General features: G+C 65.5%; 15 protein-coding genes. 4 read left to right on the top strand and 11 right to left on the bottom strand.

Annotated features, from left to right (window positions below):
- The first annotated feature begins 131 nt into the window (after positions 1–131).
- The 3 genes from GM672_RS07595 to GM672_RS07585 all read left to right on the top strand — a co-directional run bounded on the left by GM672_RS07595 (position 132) and on the right by GM672_RS07585 (position 2,995).
- Complete coding sequence (locus GM672_RS07595; RefSeq protein WP_155469920.1) at positions 132–707, top strand: YceI family protein; 576 nt, start codon at positions 132–134, stop codon at positions 705–707.
- An 85-nt stretch (positions 708–792) separates the two neighbouring features.
- A complete protein-coding gene (locus GM672_RS07590; RefSeq protein ID WP_229417607.1) occupies positions 793–2,571 on the top strand; it encodes an amidohydrolase in 1,779 nt (592 codons plus the stop codon).
- Positions 2,572–2,578: 7 nt separating this feature from the next.
- Positions 2,579–2,995 (top strand): DoxX family protein, encoded by a 417-nt coding sequence (locus GM672_RS07585; protein ID WP_155469919.1) that lies wholly within the window; start codon positions 2,579–2,581, stop codon positions 2,993–2,995.
- 13 nt (positions 2,996–3,008) lie between these two features.
- Here the strand turns inward: GM672_RS07585 and GM672_RS07580 are convergent, their stop codons facing one another.
- The 8 genes from GM672_RS07580 to GM672_RS28265 all read right to left on the bottom strand — a co-directional run bounded on the left by GM672_RS07580 (position 3,009) and on the right by GM672_RS28265 (position 10,234).
- Entirely contained in the window at positions 3,009–3,590 is a 582-nt protein-coding gene (locus tag GM672_RS07580; protein ID WP_155469918.1) for a chromate transporter, read from the bottom strand.
- Complete coding sequence (locus GM672_RS07575) at positions 3,587–4,177, bottom strand: chromate transporter (protein WP_229417606.1); 591 nt, start codon at positions 4,175–4,177, stop codon at positions 3,587–3,589. The genes GM672_RS07580 and GM672_RS07575 overlap by 4 nt, the downstream gene beginning before the upstream one ends.
- Positions 4,178–4,327: 150 nt before the next feature.
- A complete protein-coding gene (locus GM672_RS28270) occupies positions 4,328–4,495 on the bottom strand; it encodes a hypothetical protein (protein WP_170299969.1) in 168 nt (55 codons plus the stop codon).
- Between the two features lie 430 nt (positions 4,496–4,925).
- Complete coding sequence (locus tag GM672_RS07570; protein ID WP_229417605.1) at positions 4,926–5,633, bottom strand: response regulator; 708 nt, start codon at positions 5,631–5,633, stop codon at positions 4,926–4,928.
- Between the two features lie 525 nt (positions 5,634–6,158).
- Positions 6,159–6,728: a hydrolase gene (locus GM672_RS07565; RefSeq protein ID WP_155469916.1), complete on the bottom strand. Its 570-nt coding sequence runs from the start codon at positions 6,726–6,728 to the stop codon at positions 6,159–6,161.
- Positions 6,729–6,811: 83 nt separating this feature from the next.
- Positions 6,812–7,480, bottom strand: a complete 669-nt coding sequence (locus tag GM672_RS07560; protein WP_155469915.1) for a YceI family protein — start codon at positions 7,478–7,480, stop codon at positions 6,812–6,814.
- A gap of 88 nt (positions 7,481–7,568) precedes the next feature.
- Positions 7,569–9,641 carry a methyl-accepting chemotaxis protein gene (locus GM672_RS07555; RefSeq protein ID WP_155469914.1) on the bottom strand — a complete coding sequence of 691 codons (2,073 nt, stop codon included), beginning with the start codon at positions 9,639–9,641 and terminating at the stop codon, positions 7,569–7,571.
- A gap of 254 nt (positions 9,642–9,895) precedes the next feature.
- Entirely contained in the window at positions 9,896–10,234 is a 339-nt protein-coding gene (locus GM672_RS28265) for a hypothetical protein (protein WP_170299966.1), read from the bottom strand.
- Here GM672_RS28265 and GM672_RS07550 point away from each other — a divergent pair.
- Complete coding sequence (locus GM672_RS07550; RefSeq protein ID WP_155469913.1) at positions 10,158–10,781, top strand: glutathione S-transferase family protein; 624 nt, start codon at positions 10,158–10,160, stop codon at positions 10,779–10,781. The two genes, GM672_RS28265 and GM672_RS07550, sit on opposite strands and share 77 nt — an antisense overlap.
- Positions 10,782–10,889: 108 nt before the next feature.
- On the opposite strand, the gene GM672_RS07545 is transcribed toward GM672_RS07550, so the two are convergent.
- Genes GM672_RS07545 through GM672_RS07535 form a run of 3 tightly spaced genes read right to left on the bottom strand, consistent with a single transcriptional unit; the run spans position 10,890 to position 18,606 of the window.
- Entirely contained in the window at positions 10,890–11,756 is an 867-nt protein-coding gene (locus GM672_RS07545; protein WP_229417604.1) for a CheR family methyltransferase, read from the bottom strand.
- 11 nt (positions 11,757–11,767) lie between these two features.
- Positions 11,768–16,648, bottom strand: a complete 4,881-nt coding sequence (locus GM672_RS07540; protein ID WP_155469912.1) for a HAMP domain-containing protein — start codon at positions 16,646–16,648, stop codon at positions 11,768–11,770.
- A 14-nt stretch (positions 16,649–16,662) separates the two neighbouring features.
- Entirely contained in the window at positions 16,663–18,606 is a 1,944-nt protein-coding gene (locus GM672_RS07535; RefSeq protein ID WP_229417603.1) for a putative bifunctional diguanylate cyclase/phosphodiesterase, read from the bottom strand.
- Between the last annotated feature and the right edge of the window lie 122 nt (positions 18,607–18,728).

Raw genomic sequence — 18,728 nt, 5'->3', positions numbered from 1 at the left:
TGTCCGATGTGCCGGCGTACTATCGAGTTTTTCGATAGTAAAGCGGTAAATTTTCCGTTTTACTCTCTAACGTGCCCCGCGCATAATGCCTGTGCACAGAGCCTAACCCATTCAATCCTGGAGAGTCCTACATGAAAGAACTGATCGCCCTCGCCGTAGCCGCCGTTTCGATGGCCGCCTCCCTGTCCGCACAGGCCGCGCCGGAGACCTATGTCATCGACGGCGCGCACACGTATGCGCGCTTCGCCTACAGCCACTTCGGCTACTCGACGCAGGAAAGCCGCTTCGACACCACCAAGGGCAAGATCACGCTGGACCGTGCCGCCAAGACCGGTTCGGTCGACGTCACCATCGACACCAAGTCCGTCAACACGGGTTCGGACCTGTTCAACACCCATATCCAGGGCGCCGACTTCCTCGACACGGGCAAGTACCCGACCATCACGTACAAGTCGACCAAGTTCAACTTCAACGGCGACACCCTGGCCTCGGTCGACGGCAACCTGACCATCAAGGGCGTGACCAAGCCAGTGAAGCTGGAAGTGACGTCCTTCAAGTGCATGCCGCACCCGATGGCGAAGAAGGATGCCTGCGGCGCCAACGCGACGGCCACCATCAAGCGTACCGAATTCAACGCCGGCAAGTACGCGCCCAATGTCAGCGACGACGTCAAGCTGACCTTCGCGATCGAAGCCATCAAGGAGTAATGCCGCGGCGGCGCGCCTGCGCCGCCCCGTTGCGCCTTGCTGCATCGGTCGCCCCGTTTTTTTAGCAGCAATTTTAGGGAAAACAATGAAACGACCGATGCAATACGCTGCCATGCTGGCGGCGGGCCTGGTGACGGGCCAACTGTCCACGGCGGCCCTGGCGGCCGACCTGATCGTCACGAACGCCAAGGTGGCGACGATGGTGAAGGAGGGCGACTTCGCCCAGGCTGTCGCCATCGACGGCGGCAAGATCACGGCCGTCGGCAGCACGGCGCAGATCCTCAAGCATAAGAAGGCCGGCACCCGGGTCATCGATGCTGGCGGGCGCACCGTCATCCCCGGCCTGAACGACTCGCACCTGCACATCATCCGCGAAGGCCTGAACTACAACGCCGAACTGCGCTGGGACGGCGTCACGTCGCTGAAGGAAGCGCTGCGCATGTTGAAGGAGCAGGCCGCGCGCACGCCGGAAGGGCAGTGGGTCAAGGTCGTCGGCGGCTGGAACGAATACCAGTTCGCCGAACGGCGCCTGCCGACCCTGGAAGAAATCAACGAGGCCGTGCCGGACAAACCCGTCTTCATCCTCTACCTGTACGGCCTGGGTTTCCTGAACCAGAAGGGCATTGCCACGCTGGGCTACGACAAGGACACCCGCTACAAGGACGGCGTCGTGGAGCTGGGCGCGGACGGCAAGCCGACGGGCCTCCTGGTGGCCAAACCGAACGCGATGATCCTGTACAGCACCCTGGCCAAGACGGGCGCGCTGCCCCGTGATCAGCAGGTCAATTCGACCCTGCAATACTACCGTGAACTGAACCGCCTGGGCGTGACCAGCGCCATCGACGCCGGTGGCGGCGGCCAGGCCTATCCGGACGATTACGCCGTCAGCCTGGAGCTCGCCAAGGACGGCAAGCTGACGGTACGCACGTCCTATTACCTGTTCGCCCAGCAGCCCGGCAAGGAGCTGGCTGATTACGAACGGTGGCTGACCCTGGCCAGGCCGGACCGCAACGACCACCTGTTCTACGCCAACGGCTACAACACGGAAGGTGGCGGCGAGAACCTGGTGTGGAGCGCGGCCGACTTCGAGAACTTCCTCGAGCCCCGCCCCGACATGCCGGCCCATATGGAAAGCGAGCTCGAACCGGTGCTGCGCCTGCTGGTGAAGAACCGCTGGCCCTTCCGCATCCACGCCACCTATGGCGAATCGATCGAGCGCGACCTGGCCGTCATCGAGAAGGTCAACGCCGACACGCCGTTGAACGGCCTGCGCTGGTTCTTCGACCATGCCGAAACCATCACGGACGCCCAGCTGGCGCGGGTCAAGGCGCTGGGCGGCGGCATCGCCGTGCAGGACCGTATGTACTTCCAGGGCGAAGCCTACTGGAAGCGCTACGGCGCCCAGACGCGCCAGATGCCGCCCATCCGCACGATGCTGAAGATGGGTATTCCCGTCGGCCTGGGCACGGACGGCACGCGCGTGAGCAGCTATGGCCCGTGGCCGTCGCTGTACTGGGCCGTGACGGGCAAGACGGCCGGTGGCCTGCAACTGTGGCAGCCGGGCGATGCGCTGAGCCGCTTCGATGCGCTGCGCCTGATGACACGGGGCAGTGCCTGGATGAGCGGCGAGGAGAACGTGAAAGGCCAGATCGCGCCGGGCCAGTATGCCGACCTGGTGGTCCTGCCGCGCGATTACTTCACGATCCCCGCCGATGGCATCCGCAAGCTGGAAAGCCTGCTCACCATCGTCAACGGCAAGGTAGTGTACGGCGCCGGCCCGTTTGCGCGCCAAGCGCCGGCCGCGCCGCCGGTGGAGCCGTCGTGGAGCCCCGTCAAGGTGTACGGCGGCTACCAGAACCGGTGAGGCGACCATGCGCGCACTGAAACGCTTGATCGACCCCGGCTCGCCGGACCTGGGCCTGCTGTTTGCCCGCCTGGCCGGCGCGCTGCTGCTGCTCACCGTGCACGGCCTGCCCAAGCTGGCCCACTGGCGCACGGAGCTGGCCCATATCGACGATCCGCTCGGCCTGGGCCCGCAACTGACACTGGCCTGCGCGCTGTTTGCCGAAATCGTCTGCCCGCTGCTGGTGGCGCTGGGCCTGTTCACACGGCTGGCCTGCCTGCCCGTCGTGTTCCTGCTGGCCGTGTCGATGGTGCTGGTGCACCCCGACTGGACGCTGGAGCAGGGCCAGTTCGGCTGGCTGCTGATCATCGTGTTCGGCACCCTGGCGCTGGCCGGGGGCGGGCGCTATTCGGTGGACGCCCGCCTGGCGGCACCGGGCCGGTAGCAAGGCCGGGCCGTCAGACCAGGCCCAGTGCCCCGATGACGGCCCCGGCACCAAGCAGCCACAACAGGTGAATCCGGGTGCGCCAGATCACCAGCGCGGCCACCACGGACAGCGTGTACAGGGGCCAGTCGTTGGCCGGGTCACGGTGGGCGCTGCCCAGCACGATGCCGGTGGAAATGAGCATGCCGATCACCAGCGGCGCCATGCCCTGCTTGAAGGCGCGCACGGCGCGCAGCTCGCGGTTGCGCTGGCCCCAGCTGGCCGCCAGCAGCACCAGCAGGCTGCTGGGCAGCATGATGCCCGTCATCGTCACCAGCACGCCCAGCACGGCGGCCACGTGGCTGCCCGCATTCAGGCCGACGGTCCAGCCGATCAGGGCGACGAACAGCACGTTCGGACCGGGCGCGGCCTGGGCGATGGCAATGGCGTCGCTGAACTGCTGGGGTGTCAGCCAGCCCTGCTGTTCGACCAGGTAGCGGTGCATTTCCGTTGTCGTGGAGATGGCGCCGCCCACCGACATCAGCGACAGCACCAGGTAATGGGCGAACAGGTCCACCCAGTCGTGCCAGCCAAGGACGATTTGCGGGGCCGTCATGGCTTGAGCCTGCGGTAGGTCAGCACGCAGCCCAGGCCGCCCAGCACGGCCAGCACGAGCAGCATCGGCAGGCGCAGGAAGGCCAGGCCGACGATGGCCAGCACGGCCACGGAGGCCGTCAGCGGCAGGGGCAGCGGATGGCGGTGCAGGGAGGCGGCCAGCTTGATGCCCGTGGCCGCGATCATGCCGGCCGTGACGGCGGCCATGCCGCGCAGGGCGCCCGCCACGTGCGGATTGGCGGCAAAGCGGGCGTACGCGGTGGCCAGCGCCAGCACCACCAGCGACGGCACCAGCAGCATGCCCAGCAGCGCGGCGCAGGCGCCCCGCAGGCCGAAATAACGGTTGCCGATGACCAGGGACAGGTTGACGACGTTCGGCCCAGGCATCGTCTGCGCGAGCGCCCACTCCTCGATGAAGTCCTCCTGCGTCATCCAGCGGCGGCGCTCGACCATCTCGCGCTGCACGACGGGCAGCACGCCCCCGAAGCCCTGCAGGGCCAGAACGGTGAACGCGACGAACAGCTCCGTCAGCGAGCGGGGCCGCGGTTGCGGCGAAGCATCGGGCGAAGAATCCGAACGATTGGACAAGGAGGCGGGCGGGGAAGCAGGCAAGGAAGCGGGCGACGACGAGGACGGAGGCGGGCAGGCAGGCGGGGCGTCGGGCGGCGAAGTCATTCGGGCATTATCCGCCCCCCGTCGTCGCCTGTCCAACCCGGGGTGTCGCCGGCAGGTGCGGCGTCAGCCGCCGCCGATGCCTTCGACGATGGTACCGCTGCCGCCGCAGGTGGGGCACGGCTTGCCGTCACTGCTCTTGCCGCTGCCGTTGCAGGATGGGCAAGTGTCTTCGCCCGAGCCCGGTGTGCCCGGGGCCGCTTCGTCGCCTGGATTGAGGGGAGGTGTGCTCATCTTGGTCTCCTGTGGAAGGTGGTGCGGCCAGCTTAGCGCGGCGTGGTGTGTCGCACTGCGAGGCAGCTAACACTGGCGGCGATCGCGCGACGCCCCCATCACGCCGCACACGGCAGTTATGCACAAACCTTGTCAAAACGAAAAGTGACGAGAATTTTTATGCATGCTGCCGGTGGGCCGCCGATGAGGCCGTAAGTCCTTGATTTCATTGAGGGCTGATTCTGCCTGTTCTCCGTGCACTTTAAGGAAAATGGCGTCATTGCTGGTGTCTTGCCTTGTCAAGGGGGCGTTATCAACAAAGTTATCCCCAGCGGGTGTGGATATTCCCAAAAACGCTTTGTAATCCGTTACTTAGCGCTGTAAGGAAGAGCCGATGCGCGGCCTTGCAAGCAAGTTGCAGGACGAAGGCTGCACGTTGATGGCTGTATGCCTATACAGTGTCCGGCAGGACGCGGCCGGCGATGGTGAAGCGCTCGCCCTCGCCGCCGGGCTGGGCTGCCAGCTCGATCCGCAGCGGCGGCTCGCCCAGGGTGACGACGCCGGTCCAGCTGCTGCCGCCCCGCACGGCATCCAGGGCGGCCAGCGCCTGCTGGCGCAACTGCGCCGTCTCCGCCTGGGCCAGGTCGATGCGGCGCTGGGCCTCGCGCAGGCTGTGGTAGCCCCGCAGCGACGCGATCACGGTGGTAAACAGCTTGCGCGTCGTCAGGTCCGTCTTGCACCAGAAATCGTTGATGTCGTAGTCAAGAATGATGCCGTGTTCCAGCGCCTGGCCCGGCTGGCCGGTGCGCAGCACGATGCGCACGAGGGCATTGTGCAATTCGTCGCGGATACGCGTGGCCACCTTCAGGCCGGCGTCCGTCGTCTCCATGATGACGTCCAGCAACACCAAGGCAATGTCATCGTGCTGGCGCAAGGTTTGCAGTGCTTCGACGCCGCTGTAGGCATGCAGGAAGGACAAGCGGCGGCCCATGAAGACGGCGTTACTGAGCGAAAATTTCGTCACGACGTGCACGTCCACGTCGTCGTCCACGATCAGTACTTTCCACGGCGCCGGCGCCGCTACGGCGGCCTCGTCGGTGGCGGGCGCTTCGTCTTCAATCATCCAGCCTTCGCTGGCGTCGTCGGCTTGTGGGTCCATGTTTTGCTCGTGGCAAGGGTCTAGGGTGACAGTATTCCTCGTCGGCATTTTTGTCAAAGTTTTCGCTGCCGGTGGCGGGCGCATGCGCAGGGTACAAATATATTTTCGGGCCACGCCGGGCGCCGGCCGGCGTGTACCGAGCTCGTCCGCAAGTGCTTGATTTAATGGATGAAAATATTTGCCTACTGAACAGGCAATTTGTTGAAACCCGCATGCTTGCTGGGTTTGCAGCCTGTCAAGTGCCGCTTTTCCACATTGTTATCCACAAACGAAGTGGATAACTCCAAAAACAGCTTTAAAAACGTCCCCTTAGCCGGGTTTGTTGAATGGTCAAGGTATCGGCGCGAGGCGTTGCGGCTGTGGCCGGCGCAGACGAAGGGTGCGCCCTGCGTGCCATCATACAACGGCGCGGCACGCAGTCCGCGCCCGCATGCGATGTTGCCGGGTCACGGTGCCGGTTTTGCCACGATGCGCGGGCAACACGGCGAGAAGAGGTGTACCTGATAGCGGTTGAAAGCGGGCAGTCTATGCCAGTCCCGCCACCGTTGACAGGTGCTTCAGTTCCTCGAAACGCTGCAGGAACAGCGCTTGGGCCCGCTCCGGTCCGACAGGCACGATGCGCTCCGGGTGGGGTGGCGGCAGGTGGCCCCAGTCGATCCAGGCCGGCGGCAGCAGGTCGCGCAGCTCCGTGGCCATGCTCACGAGGTCGGCGTGCTTGATGGCGGGGTGGCGGTCGTCGAAGCCGAAGCGGCGGCGCAGCGCGGCCTTGACGGGCTGCAGCCGCCCCTTCACATAGTTCAGCCCCAGCATTACTTTCACGGGCGACGGCCAGTCGCCCAGGAATTCCTCGCAGTCGTGCAGCAGGGCGGCGAACGCCAGCTCCGGCGCCACCAGGCGCGACACCATCACGCTGTGCTCCGCCACCGAATACCACGGCCGCGCCGCGCCGCCCCAGCGGGGCTGCGATGCCAGGCACAGGGCGATATCGTCGATGGGCAGGCCGGCCGCATCCGGCGCCTGCAGATCCAGCACGAAACCGGACGGCAGCAGGATGGACGTGCGTCCGTCGGGCTTGTTGAACAGGTCGGGTTGCATGAAGGTCATCTGGGGGGCCGTCGGGGGACTGGATATTACACTGTATATGCGTACAGTATAACAGGGTCGGCGTCAGGCCGCCGTCAGCGCGCCACGATATCGAAGCGCAGCTCCAGCGCGTCCTGCACGGCCATGGCGCCGCCCAGCACGGCGAATGGCACCAGGCCGAAGTCCGTCTGGCGCAAGGTCAGGCTGCCGGTGGCCCGCACGGTGCCGCCGTCCGCGACGACGGTGGCGGGTACCTGGTAGCGCCGCGTGACGCCATGCAGCGTAATGCTCGTGGCCAGCGGGCCGCCGGCGGCGGGCCGTTCGATGGCGACATCCACCCACGGGAAGCGCTCCGCGTCCAGCACCTTCGTCAGCATATTGCGGCGCGTGCCGGCGATGGCATCCTCGCCCGGCTGGGTGTCCAGGCCGGCCTGCTGGCGCAGCGGCGCCTCGTCGACGGTGAGGGCGTCGAGCCGGAAGCGCAGGCTGGCGCGGTTGGCGGCCGGGTCGACCCGGCCTTCGATGGTGCGGGCGGCCACGACGTGGTCATGACCCAGCCGGGCCAGGGGGCCGCCACGCCGCACGGTGATGGCAATGATCGATGCGCCGCCGTCGATGGTGAGGGCGCCGGCGACGGGTGTCGGGACCGCGACGGCCGCGGGCGGCGGGGCGGTCACGGCGGGCGGCGGCGCCAGGGTGCAGGCCGACAGGGCCAGGGCCGAAAAGGACAGGGCCGCGATAGCGGCCCCGGGATGGATGCGCATGCTGTGACGGGGTGAGTGGCGATGGGGCAGTGTAGCGCAAGCGCCACCGTTTCCCCAATCGACCCGTCACGCCGCCGTCACATGGCCGTCATTTTGCCGTGAGAAGATGACTGCGCTCTTTCAAATCTCTCCCGATTTGAAATTTTTCGCCCGCGTCACCGACGCGGGTTTTTTTTGCCAGCGGCGCATCGCGTTCGTCCAGGCGGAACTGGCGCACCATCTGGGCCAGGCCGGAGGCCTCGTCCTGCATGGCGCTGGCCGCCGCGGCCGCTTCCTCGACGAGGGCCGCGTTCTGCTGCGTCACCTGGTCCATGTGCGTGATGGCCGTGTTGACCTGCTCGATGCCGGCCGTCTGCTCGTCGCTGGCGCTGCGGATTTCGGCCATGATGTCGGTGACGCGGCGCACGCTGTCGACCACTTCCTCCATCGTCGTGCCGGCCTGCTCGACGAGGCGGCTGCCCGTCTCGACCTGGCCGACGGAGTTGCCGATCAGTTCCTTGATTTCGCGGGCGGCGGCAGCGCTGCGTTGCGCCAGGGTACGCACTTCGCCGGCCACGACGGCGAAGCCGCGGCCCTGTTCGCCGGCCCGGGCCGCTTCCACTGCCGCGTTCAGGGCCAGGATATTGGTCTGGAAGGCGATGCCGTCGATGACGCCGATGATGTCGACGATCTTCTGCGACGAGCTGTTGATCGAGCCCATCGTCTGCACCACCTGGGCCACGACGGCGCCGCCGCGCAGCGCCACGTCCGACGCGCTTTGCGCCAGCTGGTTGGCCTGGCGCGCGTTGTCGGCGTTCTGGCGTACGGTGGCCGTCAGTTCTTCCATCGAGCTGGCGGTCTGTTCCAGGTCGCCCGCCTGGCGTTCGGTCCGCTCGCACAGGTCCTGGTTGCCGGTGGCGATTTCGCTGGAGGCCGACGCGATATGCTCGGCGCCCACGCGCACCTTGCCGACCACCGACGACAGCTTCTGGCTGATGCCGTTCATGGCCTGCGTCAGGCGGGCGATTTCATCCTCGCCCCGCACGGCCAATTGCACCGTCAGGTCGCCGTCGGCGATCTGGCTGGCCGCCGCTTCCACTTCGGCCAGCGGCCGCGTGATATAGCGGCGCACGGCCAGGTACAGCAGGACGGAGAACACCAGCAGCGCAACGATGCCCATCACGATGTAGCGGTTGCGCAGGGCCGATGCTTCGGCCGTGATTTCCTCGGTGTAGGCGCCACCTGCCAGCACCCAGTTCCATTCCTTGAAATAGCCGTACACGGCGATCTTCTCGCGGGCGCGCGTCTCGTTCGGATTGGCCCACGGGTAGCGGATCACGCCTTCCTTCTTCTCCAGCATTTCGCGCACGAAGGGCTTGCCGTCGGCATCCTTGGCATCGAGGATGCTGTCGCCTTCGCGGGCCGGGTGCACGATCAGCTTGCCCTGGTTGGCGCCAGGCGCTGCATTGAGCACGTAGAAGTACCCGGTGGTGCCGACCTTGATCGACTTGATGCGCTGTTTCAGCGAAGCAATCTCGTTGGACACGTCCACGCCCACGTACAGCACGCCCACCACCTTGCCGGCGGCATCGCGGATCGGATCGTAGCGGGTGATGAACTGCTTGCCGAACAGGGTCGCCAGGCCCGTGTAGCTCTGGCCCGCGCGCAGCAGGGCATAGCCGGGGTGGGCGCGGTCGAGCATCGTGCCGACGGCGCGGCTGCCGTCTTCCTTCTTGACCGACGTCGACACGCGGATGAAGTCCTCGCCCGTGGCGGCGAAGATCGTTGCCGTCGCGCCGCTCTGGGTCGTGAAACGGTCGGGAATCGTGAAGTCGTTATTCAGGACCCGGTCGCCGTCTTTCAGGGTCGGCGCCGGCTTGCCGCCTACCTCGACCGTGGTGGCCGTATCGAGCGTGTACTGATTTTCGAACGAGGCGGCCAGGATGCGCGCGAAGCTGTTGGCTTCGCTGGTGACGGCGGTATTGAACAGGTCGACCATATTGACGACGCCGGTCAGTTCCTGGCGCACGCTGTCGGTGGCCCGTTCTTCCAGCAGGCGCGTCGTGCCGAAACTGATAACGACGATCAGGCAGCTTAATACAACACTGATCAGGCCGAATGTCAGCAAGGTGATACGCGTACCCACGCTCCAGCTTGCGGGATTGAGTGAATATTTTTTCATGTAATAATCCTAAGTTTTGTCGCTTCAAAACGGTGTTGCCAGAGCCGGCGTTGGAAGCGGTCCTGCGGTCGTGGAAGCGCTTCGCTTCCCGATCCGGTTCATGCCATGCCGGTTTTGAAACGTTTTCATTCTTTCCTTAATGAAGTCCTAAGCCTCTTTTGAATGAAAACTGGCAAAGTGTAACCCGTACCGCGCAATAATTGTTGGGCGGCAGGTTGCCGGATTCCTCAAATCCGGCACGGTTTTCTTTCGGCTCAGCAGCTGGATCCTTGTGAAATCCCCGCGCTCTCATAATAGAAAGCGTTTTGACCGGTCCCCTCCTCAGATTGCGGCCGGTCTTTTTTTGCCTTTTTTTTGTATCGCGGTTTATTAATCCGTTGCACCAAAAATACAGTCGGTACAAAATGGCGGCAGGCTTTGCCGTTTACATAATTAATAAGGAGATAACATGTTTGTTTTAAATTCCACGGCGGTGCCGGCGAATAGGCGGGAATGCTTTGGCCGAGGGCTCGGCCAATGAAACTGTATATGAGCGCACGCGCGCCGAATCCCCGCAGGGTCGCCATGTTCTTGGCCGAGAAGGGCTTGGACATCGCCACCGAAACGATCGACCTGGGTAGAAGCGAGCACCGTAGCGAGGCCTTCCTTGCCATCAATCCGTTCGGCCGGGTGCCGGCGCTGGCGCTGGACGACGGCCGCGTGCTGACAGAAACGCGGGCCATCTGCACCTACCTCGAAGGAGTGTGCCCGGAACCGAACCTGATGGGCGTGGACGCGACGGAGCGCGCCTTTGTCGAAATGGCGGACCGCCGCATCGAGTTGCACCTGTTGATGGGAATCGCCAACTGCGTGCGGCACACGCACCCGGGCCTGGCCGTGCTGGAAAGCCCCCAGTTTCCCGACTTCGGCGCCGTACAGGGGGAACGGGTACGCGACACGCTGCGCTGGCTCGACGGCGTGCTGGCCGGCCAGCCCTTCGTCGCGGGCGAGCGCTTCACCATTGCCGACATCACGGCCTTTTGTGCCCTTGAATTCGCCCGCGGCCTGATGAAGCTGCGCCCGGGCCACGAAGGCTTCGCCCACGTGCAAGCCTGGCGCGACCGCATCGCCACCCGGCCCAGCGCCAGCGCGGGCGCCTGAGGCGGCAACCGTAAAACCGGGGACAGTCCCCTGTTCCGAAGCAAGTTGCCGGAAAAATGGGGACAGACCCCATTTTTCCGGCAATAGTCGGGCCGAAGTGACGCGAACTCAGCCCAGACGCTTGTACCAGGGCTGGTGCGTCAGGAGTTGCTGGTAATTCACCGCCTGCCGTTCCCGCTCGTCCAGCTCGCGGTCGATGCCCAGCACGCCGAAGACGGCCAGGCTGTCGTGGAACAGCTGCATCACGCGGTGGCGCAGCAGCGGGCCGAAGTCCGGCAGCGCGCGGCGGCAGACGATCAGCTGGAACTCGTTGAACGATGCATCCGTGACAAGGTTGTACTGGGCCCACGTGATGCGGCTGCGCAGCTGCGCCTTCGGCACCAGGGCGCCGTCCGCCAGCTCGAAATAGTCGGCCAGCACGCCGCTGCCGCCGGCCTGCTCGTAGGCGCGCTGGCAGGCCTGCAGGCGTTCCGGCGCGATCGCGGCGCTGCGGGCCTCGTCGAGCAGTTCGTCGCTGGCCACGGTGGCATAGATCTCAGTGCGCCACAGCAGCTGGCGCTCGGCCAGCAGCACGGCCACGGTCCAGGCCTGCTCGGCCCCGGCGCAGTCGGCCAGCCAGACCTTGGGCAGGGGCGCGCCGGGCAGGCACTGCTCGGCCACCAGCAGCAGCTCTTTTGCCTCGGCCGGATCGTCGAACATGCGCGCCGCCGGCACCGACAGTGCCCGCAGCAGCGCCGACGATGTCGCCACGTCATGCAGCACCCGGTCCTGCAACTGCGACAGGGTGCGCAGGCCGCGCCGCTGCATCAGCGCGAACAGCTTGCGCTTCAACGGGGCGCGGTCGTGGGTGCGGAAGTCGAAGCCGAAGCGCTGCACCAGGGCTTCCAGCAGCAGCTCCAGCTCGAGTTCCTCGACGGCCGGCACGCCGGACGGCGCCGGCTCGTCCGGCGTGGCCCGCATCATGGCCGAACCCATCGCGGCGCCGCTCAATGCAGCCAGACGCGCATCAGCGACAGCAGCTGGGCCACGTCCACCGGTTTGGTGATGTAATCGGAAGCGCCCGCGGCGATACACTTGTCGCGGTCGCCCTTCATCGCCTTCGCCGTCAGGGTAATGATGGGCAGCGAACGGAATTTCGGGATGCGGCGGATCGCCCGCATCGTGTCGTAGCCGTCCATCTCCGGCATCATGATGTCCATCAGGACGATCTCGATGGTGGGATCGCGTTCCAGCACCTCGATGCCGTCACGGCCGTTCTCGGCAAACGAGACGTGCATCTGCTGGCGTTCCAGCAGCGAGGACAGGGCGAAGATATTGCGCAGGTCGTCGTCGACGATCAGTACCTTGCGCCCGGCCAGGCCGGAATCGGCCGCGTGCACCTGTTCCAGCATGCGCCGCTGCGCTTCCGGCAGGTTGGCCTGCGAGCGGTGCAGGAACAGCGCCGTTTCGTCCAGCAGCCGCTCCGGCGAGCGGGCATCCTTGATGACGATGGTCTTGGCGTAGCGCTTCAGTTTCGCCACTTCCTTCTTATTCAGTTCCTTGGCCGTGTTGATCACCACGGGCAGGTCGCGCAGCTTGATGTCCTTGCCGATGATGTCGAGCAGTTCGAAGCCGGAGATGTCAGGCAGGGTCAGGTCCAGCACCATGCAGTCGAAGTGGCTGGTGCGCAGTGCCGCCAGCGCTTCCTCGCCGGTGCCGACGGCCTGTATGTCGACGTCCGTCTCGCCGATCAGGGCGACGATGGAATCGCGCTGGTTCTGTTCGTCGTCGACGATCAGCAGGCTGCGCTTGCCGCCCATCAGGAACTTCTGGATGCGCGTGAACTGCTCCTGCAGCGCTTCCTTGTCGACCGGCTTGTTCATGAACGAAATGGCGCCGCTGCGCAGGGCGCGTTCGCGCTCGCGCGAGGCCGACATCACGTGCACGGGAATGTGGCGCGTGCTGGGGTCGCGCTTCAGGCGGTCCAGCACCGTGAAGCCGTCGATGTCCGGCAAATCCAGGTCCAGCAGGATCGCCGACGGCAGGTAGTCGCGCGCCAGCGACAGGGCCGAATCGCCCTGGTGGATGACGATGCCCTTGAAGTTCTTCTCGCGGGCGAAGTCCAGCACGATTTTGGCGAAGCGTTCGTCGTCCTCGATGATCAGCACGGACGGGTCGCCCGGCGCCGTCAGGCCCCGGTCGTCGATGGTGGAGCTGTAGCTCTCGCCTTCCTCCGGCGTGCGCTCGTGGATCTGCACGTCCGTGATGGGCTGGCTGTAGATGACTTTCGGCGGCTGCGGCGCCAGGCGCTGCGGGGCAGGGCGGGGCTGCTCGTAGTTGACGAAGCCGGCCCGGTTGTACGGCAGGAACAGGGTGAAGGTGGAGCCGCTGCCCACGGTCGATTCGACCCGGATCTCGCCGCCCAGCAGGCGTGCCAGCTCGCGCGAGATCGACAGGCCCAGGCCCGTGCCGCCGTACTTGCGGGCGGTCGAGCCGTCGGCCTGCTGGAAGGCCTCGAAGATCAGCTGCAGCTTGTCCGAGGCGATACCGACCCCCGTGTCGGACACGGAGAAGGCCAGCACGGCGTCGGCATTGGCCAGGTTCGGATTGTCCGCGCTCCAGCCGCCACCGACGACGCCGATCTCCAGCGAGACCTGGCCGTGGGAGGTGAACTTGAAGGCATTCGACAGCAGGTTTTTCAGCACCTGCTGCAGGCGCGTCGTATCCGTCATCAGGGACTGCGGCAGGCTGTCGGCCAGCGACACCGTGAAGCCCAGGTGCTTGGCCTCGGCCATGTGGCGGAAGGTGCGGTCAACGTAATTGCGCAGGTTGCCGAAGCGGTATTCGGATACGTCCAGGGTGACGGTGCCCGATTCGATCTTCGACAGGTCGAGGATGTCGTTGATGAGGGTCAGCAGGTCGGAGCCGGAGCCGTGGATGGTCTTGGCGAATTCCACCTGTTTCGACGACAGGTTGCCTTCCGGGTTGTCGCCCAGCTGCTGCGCCAGGATCAGCAGGGAGTTCAGCGGCGTGCGCAGCTCGTGCGACATATTGGCCAGGAACTCGGACTTGTATTTCGACGACAGGGCCAGCTGCGTGGCCTTTTCCTCCAGCGCCAGCTTGGCCTGTTCCACCTCGCGGTTCTTGCGCTCCACCTCGATGTTCTGCTCGGACAGCAGGCGCGCCTTCTCGGCCAGCTCCTGGTTGGTCTGCTGCAGTTCCTGCGCCAGCGACTGCGACTGCGTCAGCAGCGACTCGGTGCGGCTGTTCGCCTCGATCGTGTTCAGGACCACGCCGATCGATTCCATCAGCTGGTCCAGGAAGGACAGGTGGGTTTCCGTAAAGCGGTCCAGCGACGCAATCTCGATCACGGCTTTGACCTGCTGCTCGAACAGGATCGGCAGCACGACGATATTCGTCGGAGGCGCCGCGCCCAGGCCGGACGAGACGACGATGTAGTCGCGTGGCACGTCGGTCAGCCAGATGCGCACCTTCTCCAGCGCGCACTGGCCCACCAGGCCTTCGCCCGGCAGGAAGGAGGTGGGCAGCTTGCGGTTCGAGCGGTAGCCGTAGCTGGCGATCATGCGCAGGCGCGCGTCGTCCAGCTGCGAGTCCATCATGTAGAACACGCCGTGGTGGGCCGACACCAGCGGTGCCAGCTCGGACAGGATCAGTTTCGTCACGGCCTGCAGGTCGCGCTGGCCCTGCAGCAGGCGGGTGAAGCGCGCCAGGTTGGTCTTGAGCCAATCCTGCTGCGCGTTCTTCTGCGTGGTTTCCTTCAGGTTGCGGATCATCTCGTTGATGTTGTCCTTCAGGTAGGACACCTCGCCGCGCGCCTCGACCTGGATCGAACGGGACAGGTCGCCCCGCGTCACCGCCGTCGCCACTTCGCCGATGGCTCGCATCTGGTTGGTCAGGTTGGCCGCCAGCTGGTTGACGTTCTCCGTCAAGTCCTTCCACGTGCCCGCCACGCCAGGCACGTTGGCCTGGCCGCCCAATTTACCTTCCGTACCCACCTCGCGTGCCACTCGCGTCACTTCCGACGCGAACGAGGACAACTGGTCGACCATCACGTTGATGGTGTCCTTCAGCTCGAGAATCTCGCCTTTCACGTCCACCGTGATCTTCTTCGACAGGTCGCCCCGCGCCACGGCGGTCGTCACGGCCGCGATGTTTCGCACCTGGCCCGTCAGGTTCGACGCCATGAAGTTGACATTGTCCGTCAAGTCCTTCCACGTGCCGCCCACGCCCGGCACATAGGCCTGGCCACCCAGCTTGCCTTCGGTACCCACTTCGCGCGCCACGCGCGTCACTTCCGAGGCGAACGAGGACAGCTGGTCGACCATCACGTTGATGGTGTTCTTCAGCTCGAGAATCTCGCCCTTGACGTCGACCGTGATCTTCTTCGACAGGTCGCCGTTGGCCACGGCGGTCGTCACCTCGGCGATGTTGCGCACCTGGCCCGTCAGGTTGCCGGCCAGCTGGTTGACGTTTTCCGTCAAGTCCTTCCACGTACCGGCCACGCCCGGCACGTTGGCCTGGCCACCCAGCTTGCCTTCCGTACCCACCTCGCGCGCCACCCGCGTCACTTCCGAAGCGAAGGAGTTCAGCTGGTCGACCATCACGTTGATGGTGTTCTTCAGCTCGAGAATCTCGCCTTTCACGTCGACCGTGATCTTCTTCGACAAGTCGCCGTTCGCCACGGCCGTGGTCACGTCTGCGATGTTACGCACCTGGCCCGTCAGGTTGCCGGCCATCGAGTTGACCGAGTCGGTCAAGTCCTTCCACGTGCCGGCCACGCCCTTGACCTGGGCCTGGCCACCGAGCTTGCCTTCCGTGCCCACCTCGCGCGCCACGCGCGTCACCTCCGAGGCGAACGAAGACAGCTGGTCCACCATCACGTTGATGGTGTTCTTCAGTTCGAGAATCTCGCCCTTGACGTCCACCGTGATCTTCTTCGACAGGTCGCCGTTGGCCACGGCCGTCGTCACGGCCGCGATGTTTCGCACCTGGCCCGTCAGGTTCGACGCCATGAAGTTGACGTTGTCCGTCAGGTCCTTCCACGTACCGCCCACGCCCGGCACATAGGCCTGGCCACCGAGCTTGCCCTCGGTACCCACCTCGCGCGCCACCCGCGTCACTTCCGACGCGAAGGAGCGCAGCTGGTCCACCATGACGTTGATGGTGTCCTTCAGCTGCAGGATCTCGCCGCGCACGTCCACCGTGATCTTCTTCGACAGGTCGCCGTTTGCCACGGCGGTCGTCACCTCGGCGATGTTACGCACCTGGGACGTGAGGTTACCCGCCATCGAGTTGACCGAGTCCGTCAAGTCCTTCCACGTGCCGGCCACGCCCTTGACCTGGGCCTGGCCACCGAGCTTGCCTTCGGTACCCACTTCGCGGGCCACCCGCGTCACTTCCGACGAGAACGACAGCAGCTGCTCGACCATCGTGTTGGCCGTGGTGGCCGCGCGCAGGTACTGGCCCTTCAGCGGATGACCGTCCACTTCCAGCGCCATCGTCTGCGACAGGTCGCCCTTGGCCACGGCGCCGATGACGCGCGCCATTTCCGTGGTGGGGCGCACCAGGTCGTCGATCAGCGTGTTGACGGCGCTGATGATGGTGGCCCAGCCGCCGGATACGTTCGTCACCGGCGCGCGTTGCGTCAGGCGGCCTTCGCGGCCCACGACGCGGCTCGTTTCCGTGACCGAGCGGACGATGCGTTCATTCGTTTCGATGATGTCGTTCAGGGTATCGGCGATCTTGCCCGACACGCCGGTCCAGTCGGACGGCATGCGCGCCGAGAAATCGCCTTTTTTCAACGCCATCAGGGTGGACAGGATCAGTTTCAGGTCCAGTTCTTCCGGCAGTTCGGTCATGTCGTTCATTGACGGTTCCTCATTCACTCAGGTAGGTGTGCGCCGGCATCGCGGTGGACGCCGGCGTTTGCAGCAGTTTGTTCGGATGCGTCGGCAGCTCGTCCGGCAAGGTTGTCCAGCAAATGGGGGGCAGGCAGCGGCGCACAGCACAGCTGGCCCTGATAGTGGTCGCAGCCCAGCGATGCCAGCACGGCCAGCTGGTCGGGCCGGTCCACGCCGATGGCGCAGACCCGCGCCGCGATGGCCCGGGCCAGGTGGACGATAGCGGCCACCAGGTCCGTGCCGCCGGCATTGTCGCCGATATTGCGCACGAAGCGGCGGTCGATTTTCAGGATGTCCAGGCCCAGCTTCTTGCAGGCCGCCAGCGAGCTGCCGGCATGGCCGAAATTATCCAGTGCCAGCAGTACCCCGCCGGCCTGCAACTGGCGCAGCAGCGGTTCGATGCCCTGGGGGCTGGCCGCCAGCAGCGCTTCGTCCAGCTCCAGGGTGATGCTGCCCGGTGGCAGGTGGTGCTTGCGCATTTCGGCCAGCAGGCGTGGCGGCAGGTCCGCGCCCAGCGCCGGCGTGGCCAGGTTCAGCGCCACACTGGCGGTGGCAAGCGGCGAGCTGCCGGCGCGCCACTGCGCTGCCTGGGCGCAGGCATTGGCGATAGTCCAGGCGTCCATGCGTTCGAGCAGGCCGCGGTCCTGCACGCCCGGCACGAAGCTGGCCGCGTCGATCGGCCCCAGGCGGGGATGGCGCCACACCACCTGGGCCTCGACGGCGCGCACACGCTCGTCCGCCAGGTCCAGCACGGGCTGGTACAGCAGGGACAACTGGCCGCCGATCAGGGCGTGGCGCAGCTCTGTCGTCCACTGTTCGCGTTCCTGCTCCCGCGCGTTCATCTCGGCGTGGAAGAAACGGATCTGCGCGCCCTGGCTGCCGGACTTGCCCCGTTCGGCCTTGGCCTGGTACATGGCCAGGTCGGCGCTTTTCATCAGCGCCCTGGCGTTGCCGCCGTCCTGTGGGTAGATGGCGATGCCGATGCTGGTCGACGTGTGGATGCGGTGCGACGCGATGGCGAACGGCCGGGCGTGGGCGCTGGCGATCTTGCGCGCCACCCGGGCCGCGTTGCCAGCCGAATCCTTGCTTTCGATCAGGACGACGAATTCGTCGCCGCCCAGGCGCGCCACCACGTCGGCCGCGCGCACGGCAGCCGACAGCCGCGCCGCCACCTGGCGCAGCAGCTCGTCGCCGACGTCGTGGCCGAAGCTGTCGTTGATCTGCTTGAACTTGTCCAGGTCGAGGAACAGCAGGGCGAATTCGCTGTGGCGCCGGTCGGCCGAGGCGACGGCGTGTTCCAGGTGCTCGATCAGCGAGCGGCGGTTGACGAGGCCCGTCAGCACGTCGCGGATCGACAGCTCGTGGGCGCGCAGCTCGGCGCCCTTGCGTTCGGCCACCTCCAGTTCCAGCTCGCGGTTGGCCTGTTCCAGGTCGCGCAGGCGCTGCACCTGCAGATCCTGGTTCAGCCGCTGCAGCGCCTCGGCCTGTTCTCGCAGCTGGATGGTCTTCTTCGACAGCTCGACGAAGACGGCCACCTTGGCCTGGACCACCTGGGGAATCAAGGGAGTGAACAGGTAATCGACGGCGCCTTGCTGATAGGCACGCAGCCGGTGCAGCTCGTCGCCGTAATGGGCCGTTACGAAGATGATGGGTACGGCGCCGCTGCGAGGGTGGGAGTGGATGGCGGCGGCGGCGTCGAAGCCGTCCATGTCGGGCATGTCGATATCGAGCAGGATGACGGCGAAATCGTGCCGGAGCACGTGGCGCAGGGCGGCCGCGCCCGAACTGGCCTTGACCAGCTCGTAGCCAAGCCGGCCGGCGTCACCGGTCAGCATGCTTTCCAGCGCCAGCAGGCTGGCCGGATCGTCATTTACAAGAAGCACTTTGGGCGTATGCACGGGGGCGTCATCCAGGGGATGTTGCAATTGTTCTTCTTGTTTAGTTGCAGTAAAAGATACGCCTGTGCGGGCGCGAGTCAAGCAAATTCACCGGATGGCGGGAGAAATTGTATCTTAAATGCAATGCCACTTGGAAACATCGAACAGCA

Source organism: Pseudoduganella buxea, from assembly GCF_009720835.1.
Lineage (GTDB): Bacteria > Pseudomonadota > Gammaproteobacteria > Burkholderiales > Burkholderiaceae_D > Rugamonas > Rugamonas buxea.
This window is presented reverse-complemented; position numbering and strand designations above follow the sequence as displayed.

Excerpts from the sequence above, each read along its gene's own strand:
- GM672_RS07595 (WP_155469920.1), top strand. The coding sequence starts at position 132 with ATGAAAGAACTGATCGCCCTCGCCGTAGCCGCCGTTTCGATGGCCGCC.
- GM672_RS07590 (WP_229417607.1), top strand. The coding sequence starts at position 793 with ATGAAACGACCGATGCAATACGCTGCCATGCTGGCGGCGGGCCTGGTG.
- GM672_RS07585 (WP_155469919.1), top strand. The coding sequence starts at position 2,579 with ATGCGCGCACTGAAACGCTTGATCGACCCCGGCTCGCCGGACCTGGGC.
- GM672_RS07580 (WP_155469918.1), bottom strand. The coding sequence starts at position 3,590 with ATGACGGCCCCGCAAATCGTCCTTGGCTGGCACGACTGGGTGGACCTG.
- GM672_RS28270 (WP_170299969.1), bottom strand. The coding sequence starts at position 4,495 with ATGAGCACACCTCCCCTCAATCCAGGCGACGAAGCGGCCCCGGGCACA.
- GM672_RS07570 (WP_229417605.1), bottom strand. The coding sequence starts at position 5,633 with ATGGACCCACAAGCCGACGACGCCAGCGAAGGCTGGATGATTGAAGAC.
- GM672_RS07565 (WP_155469916.1), bottom strand. The coding sequence starts at position 6,728 with ATGCAACCCGACCTGTTCAACAAGCCCGACGGACGCACGTCCATCCTG.
- GM672_RS07560 (WP_155469915.1), bottom strand. The coding sequence starts at position 7,480 with ATGCGCATCCATCCCGGGGCCGCTATCGCGGCCCTGTCCTTTTCGGCC.
- GM672_RS07555 (WP_155469914.1), bottom strand. The coding sequence starts at position 9,641 with ATGAAAAAATATTCACTCAATCCCGCAAGCTGGAGCGTGGGTACGCGT.
- GM672_RS07550 (WP_155469913.1), top strand. The coding sequence starts at position 10,158 with ATGAAACTGTATATGAGCGCACGCGCGCCGAATCCCCGCAGGGTCGCC.
- GM672_RS28265 (WP_170299966.1), bottom strand. The coding sequence starts at position 10,234 with ATGTCCAAGCCCTTCTCGGCCAAGAACATGGCGACCCTGCGGGGATTC.
- GM672_RS07545 (WP_229417604.1), bottom strand. The coding sequence starts at position 11,756 with ATGGGTTCGGCCATGATGCGGGCCACGCCGGACGAGCCGGCGCCGTCC.
- GM672_RS07540 (WP_155469912.1), bottom strand. The coding sequence starts at position 16,648 with ATGAACGACATGACCGAACTGCCGGAAGAACTGGACCTGAAACTGATC.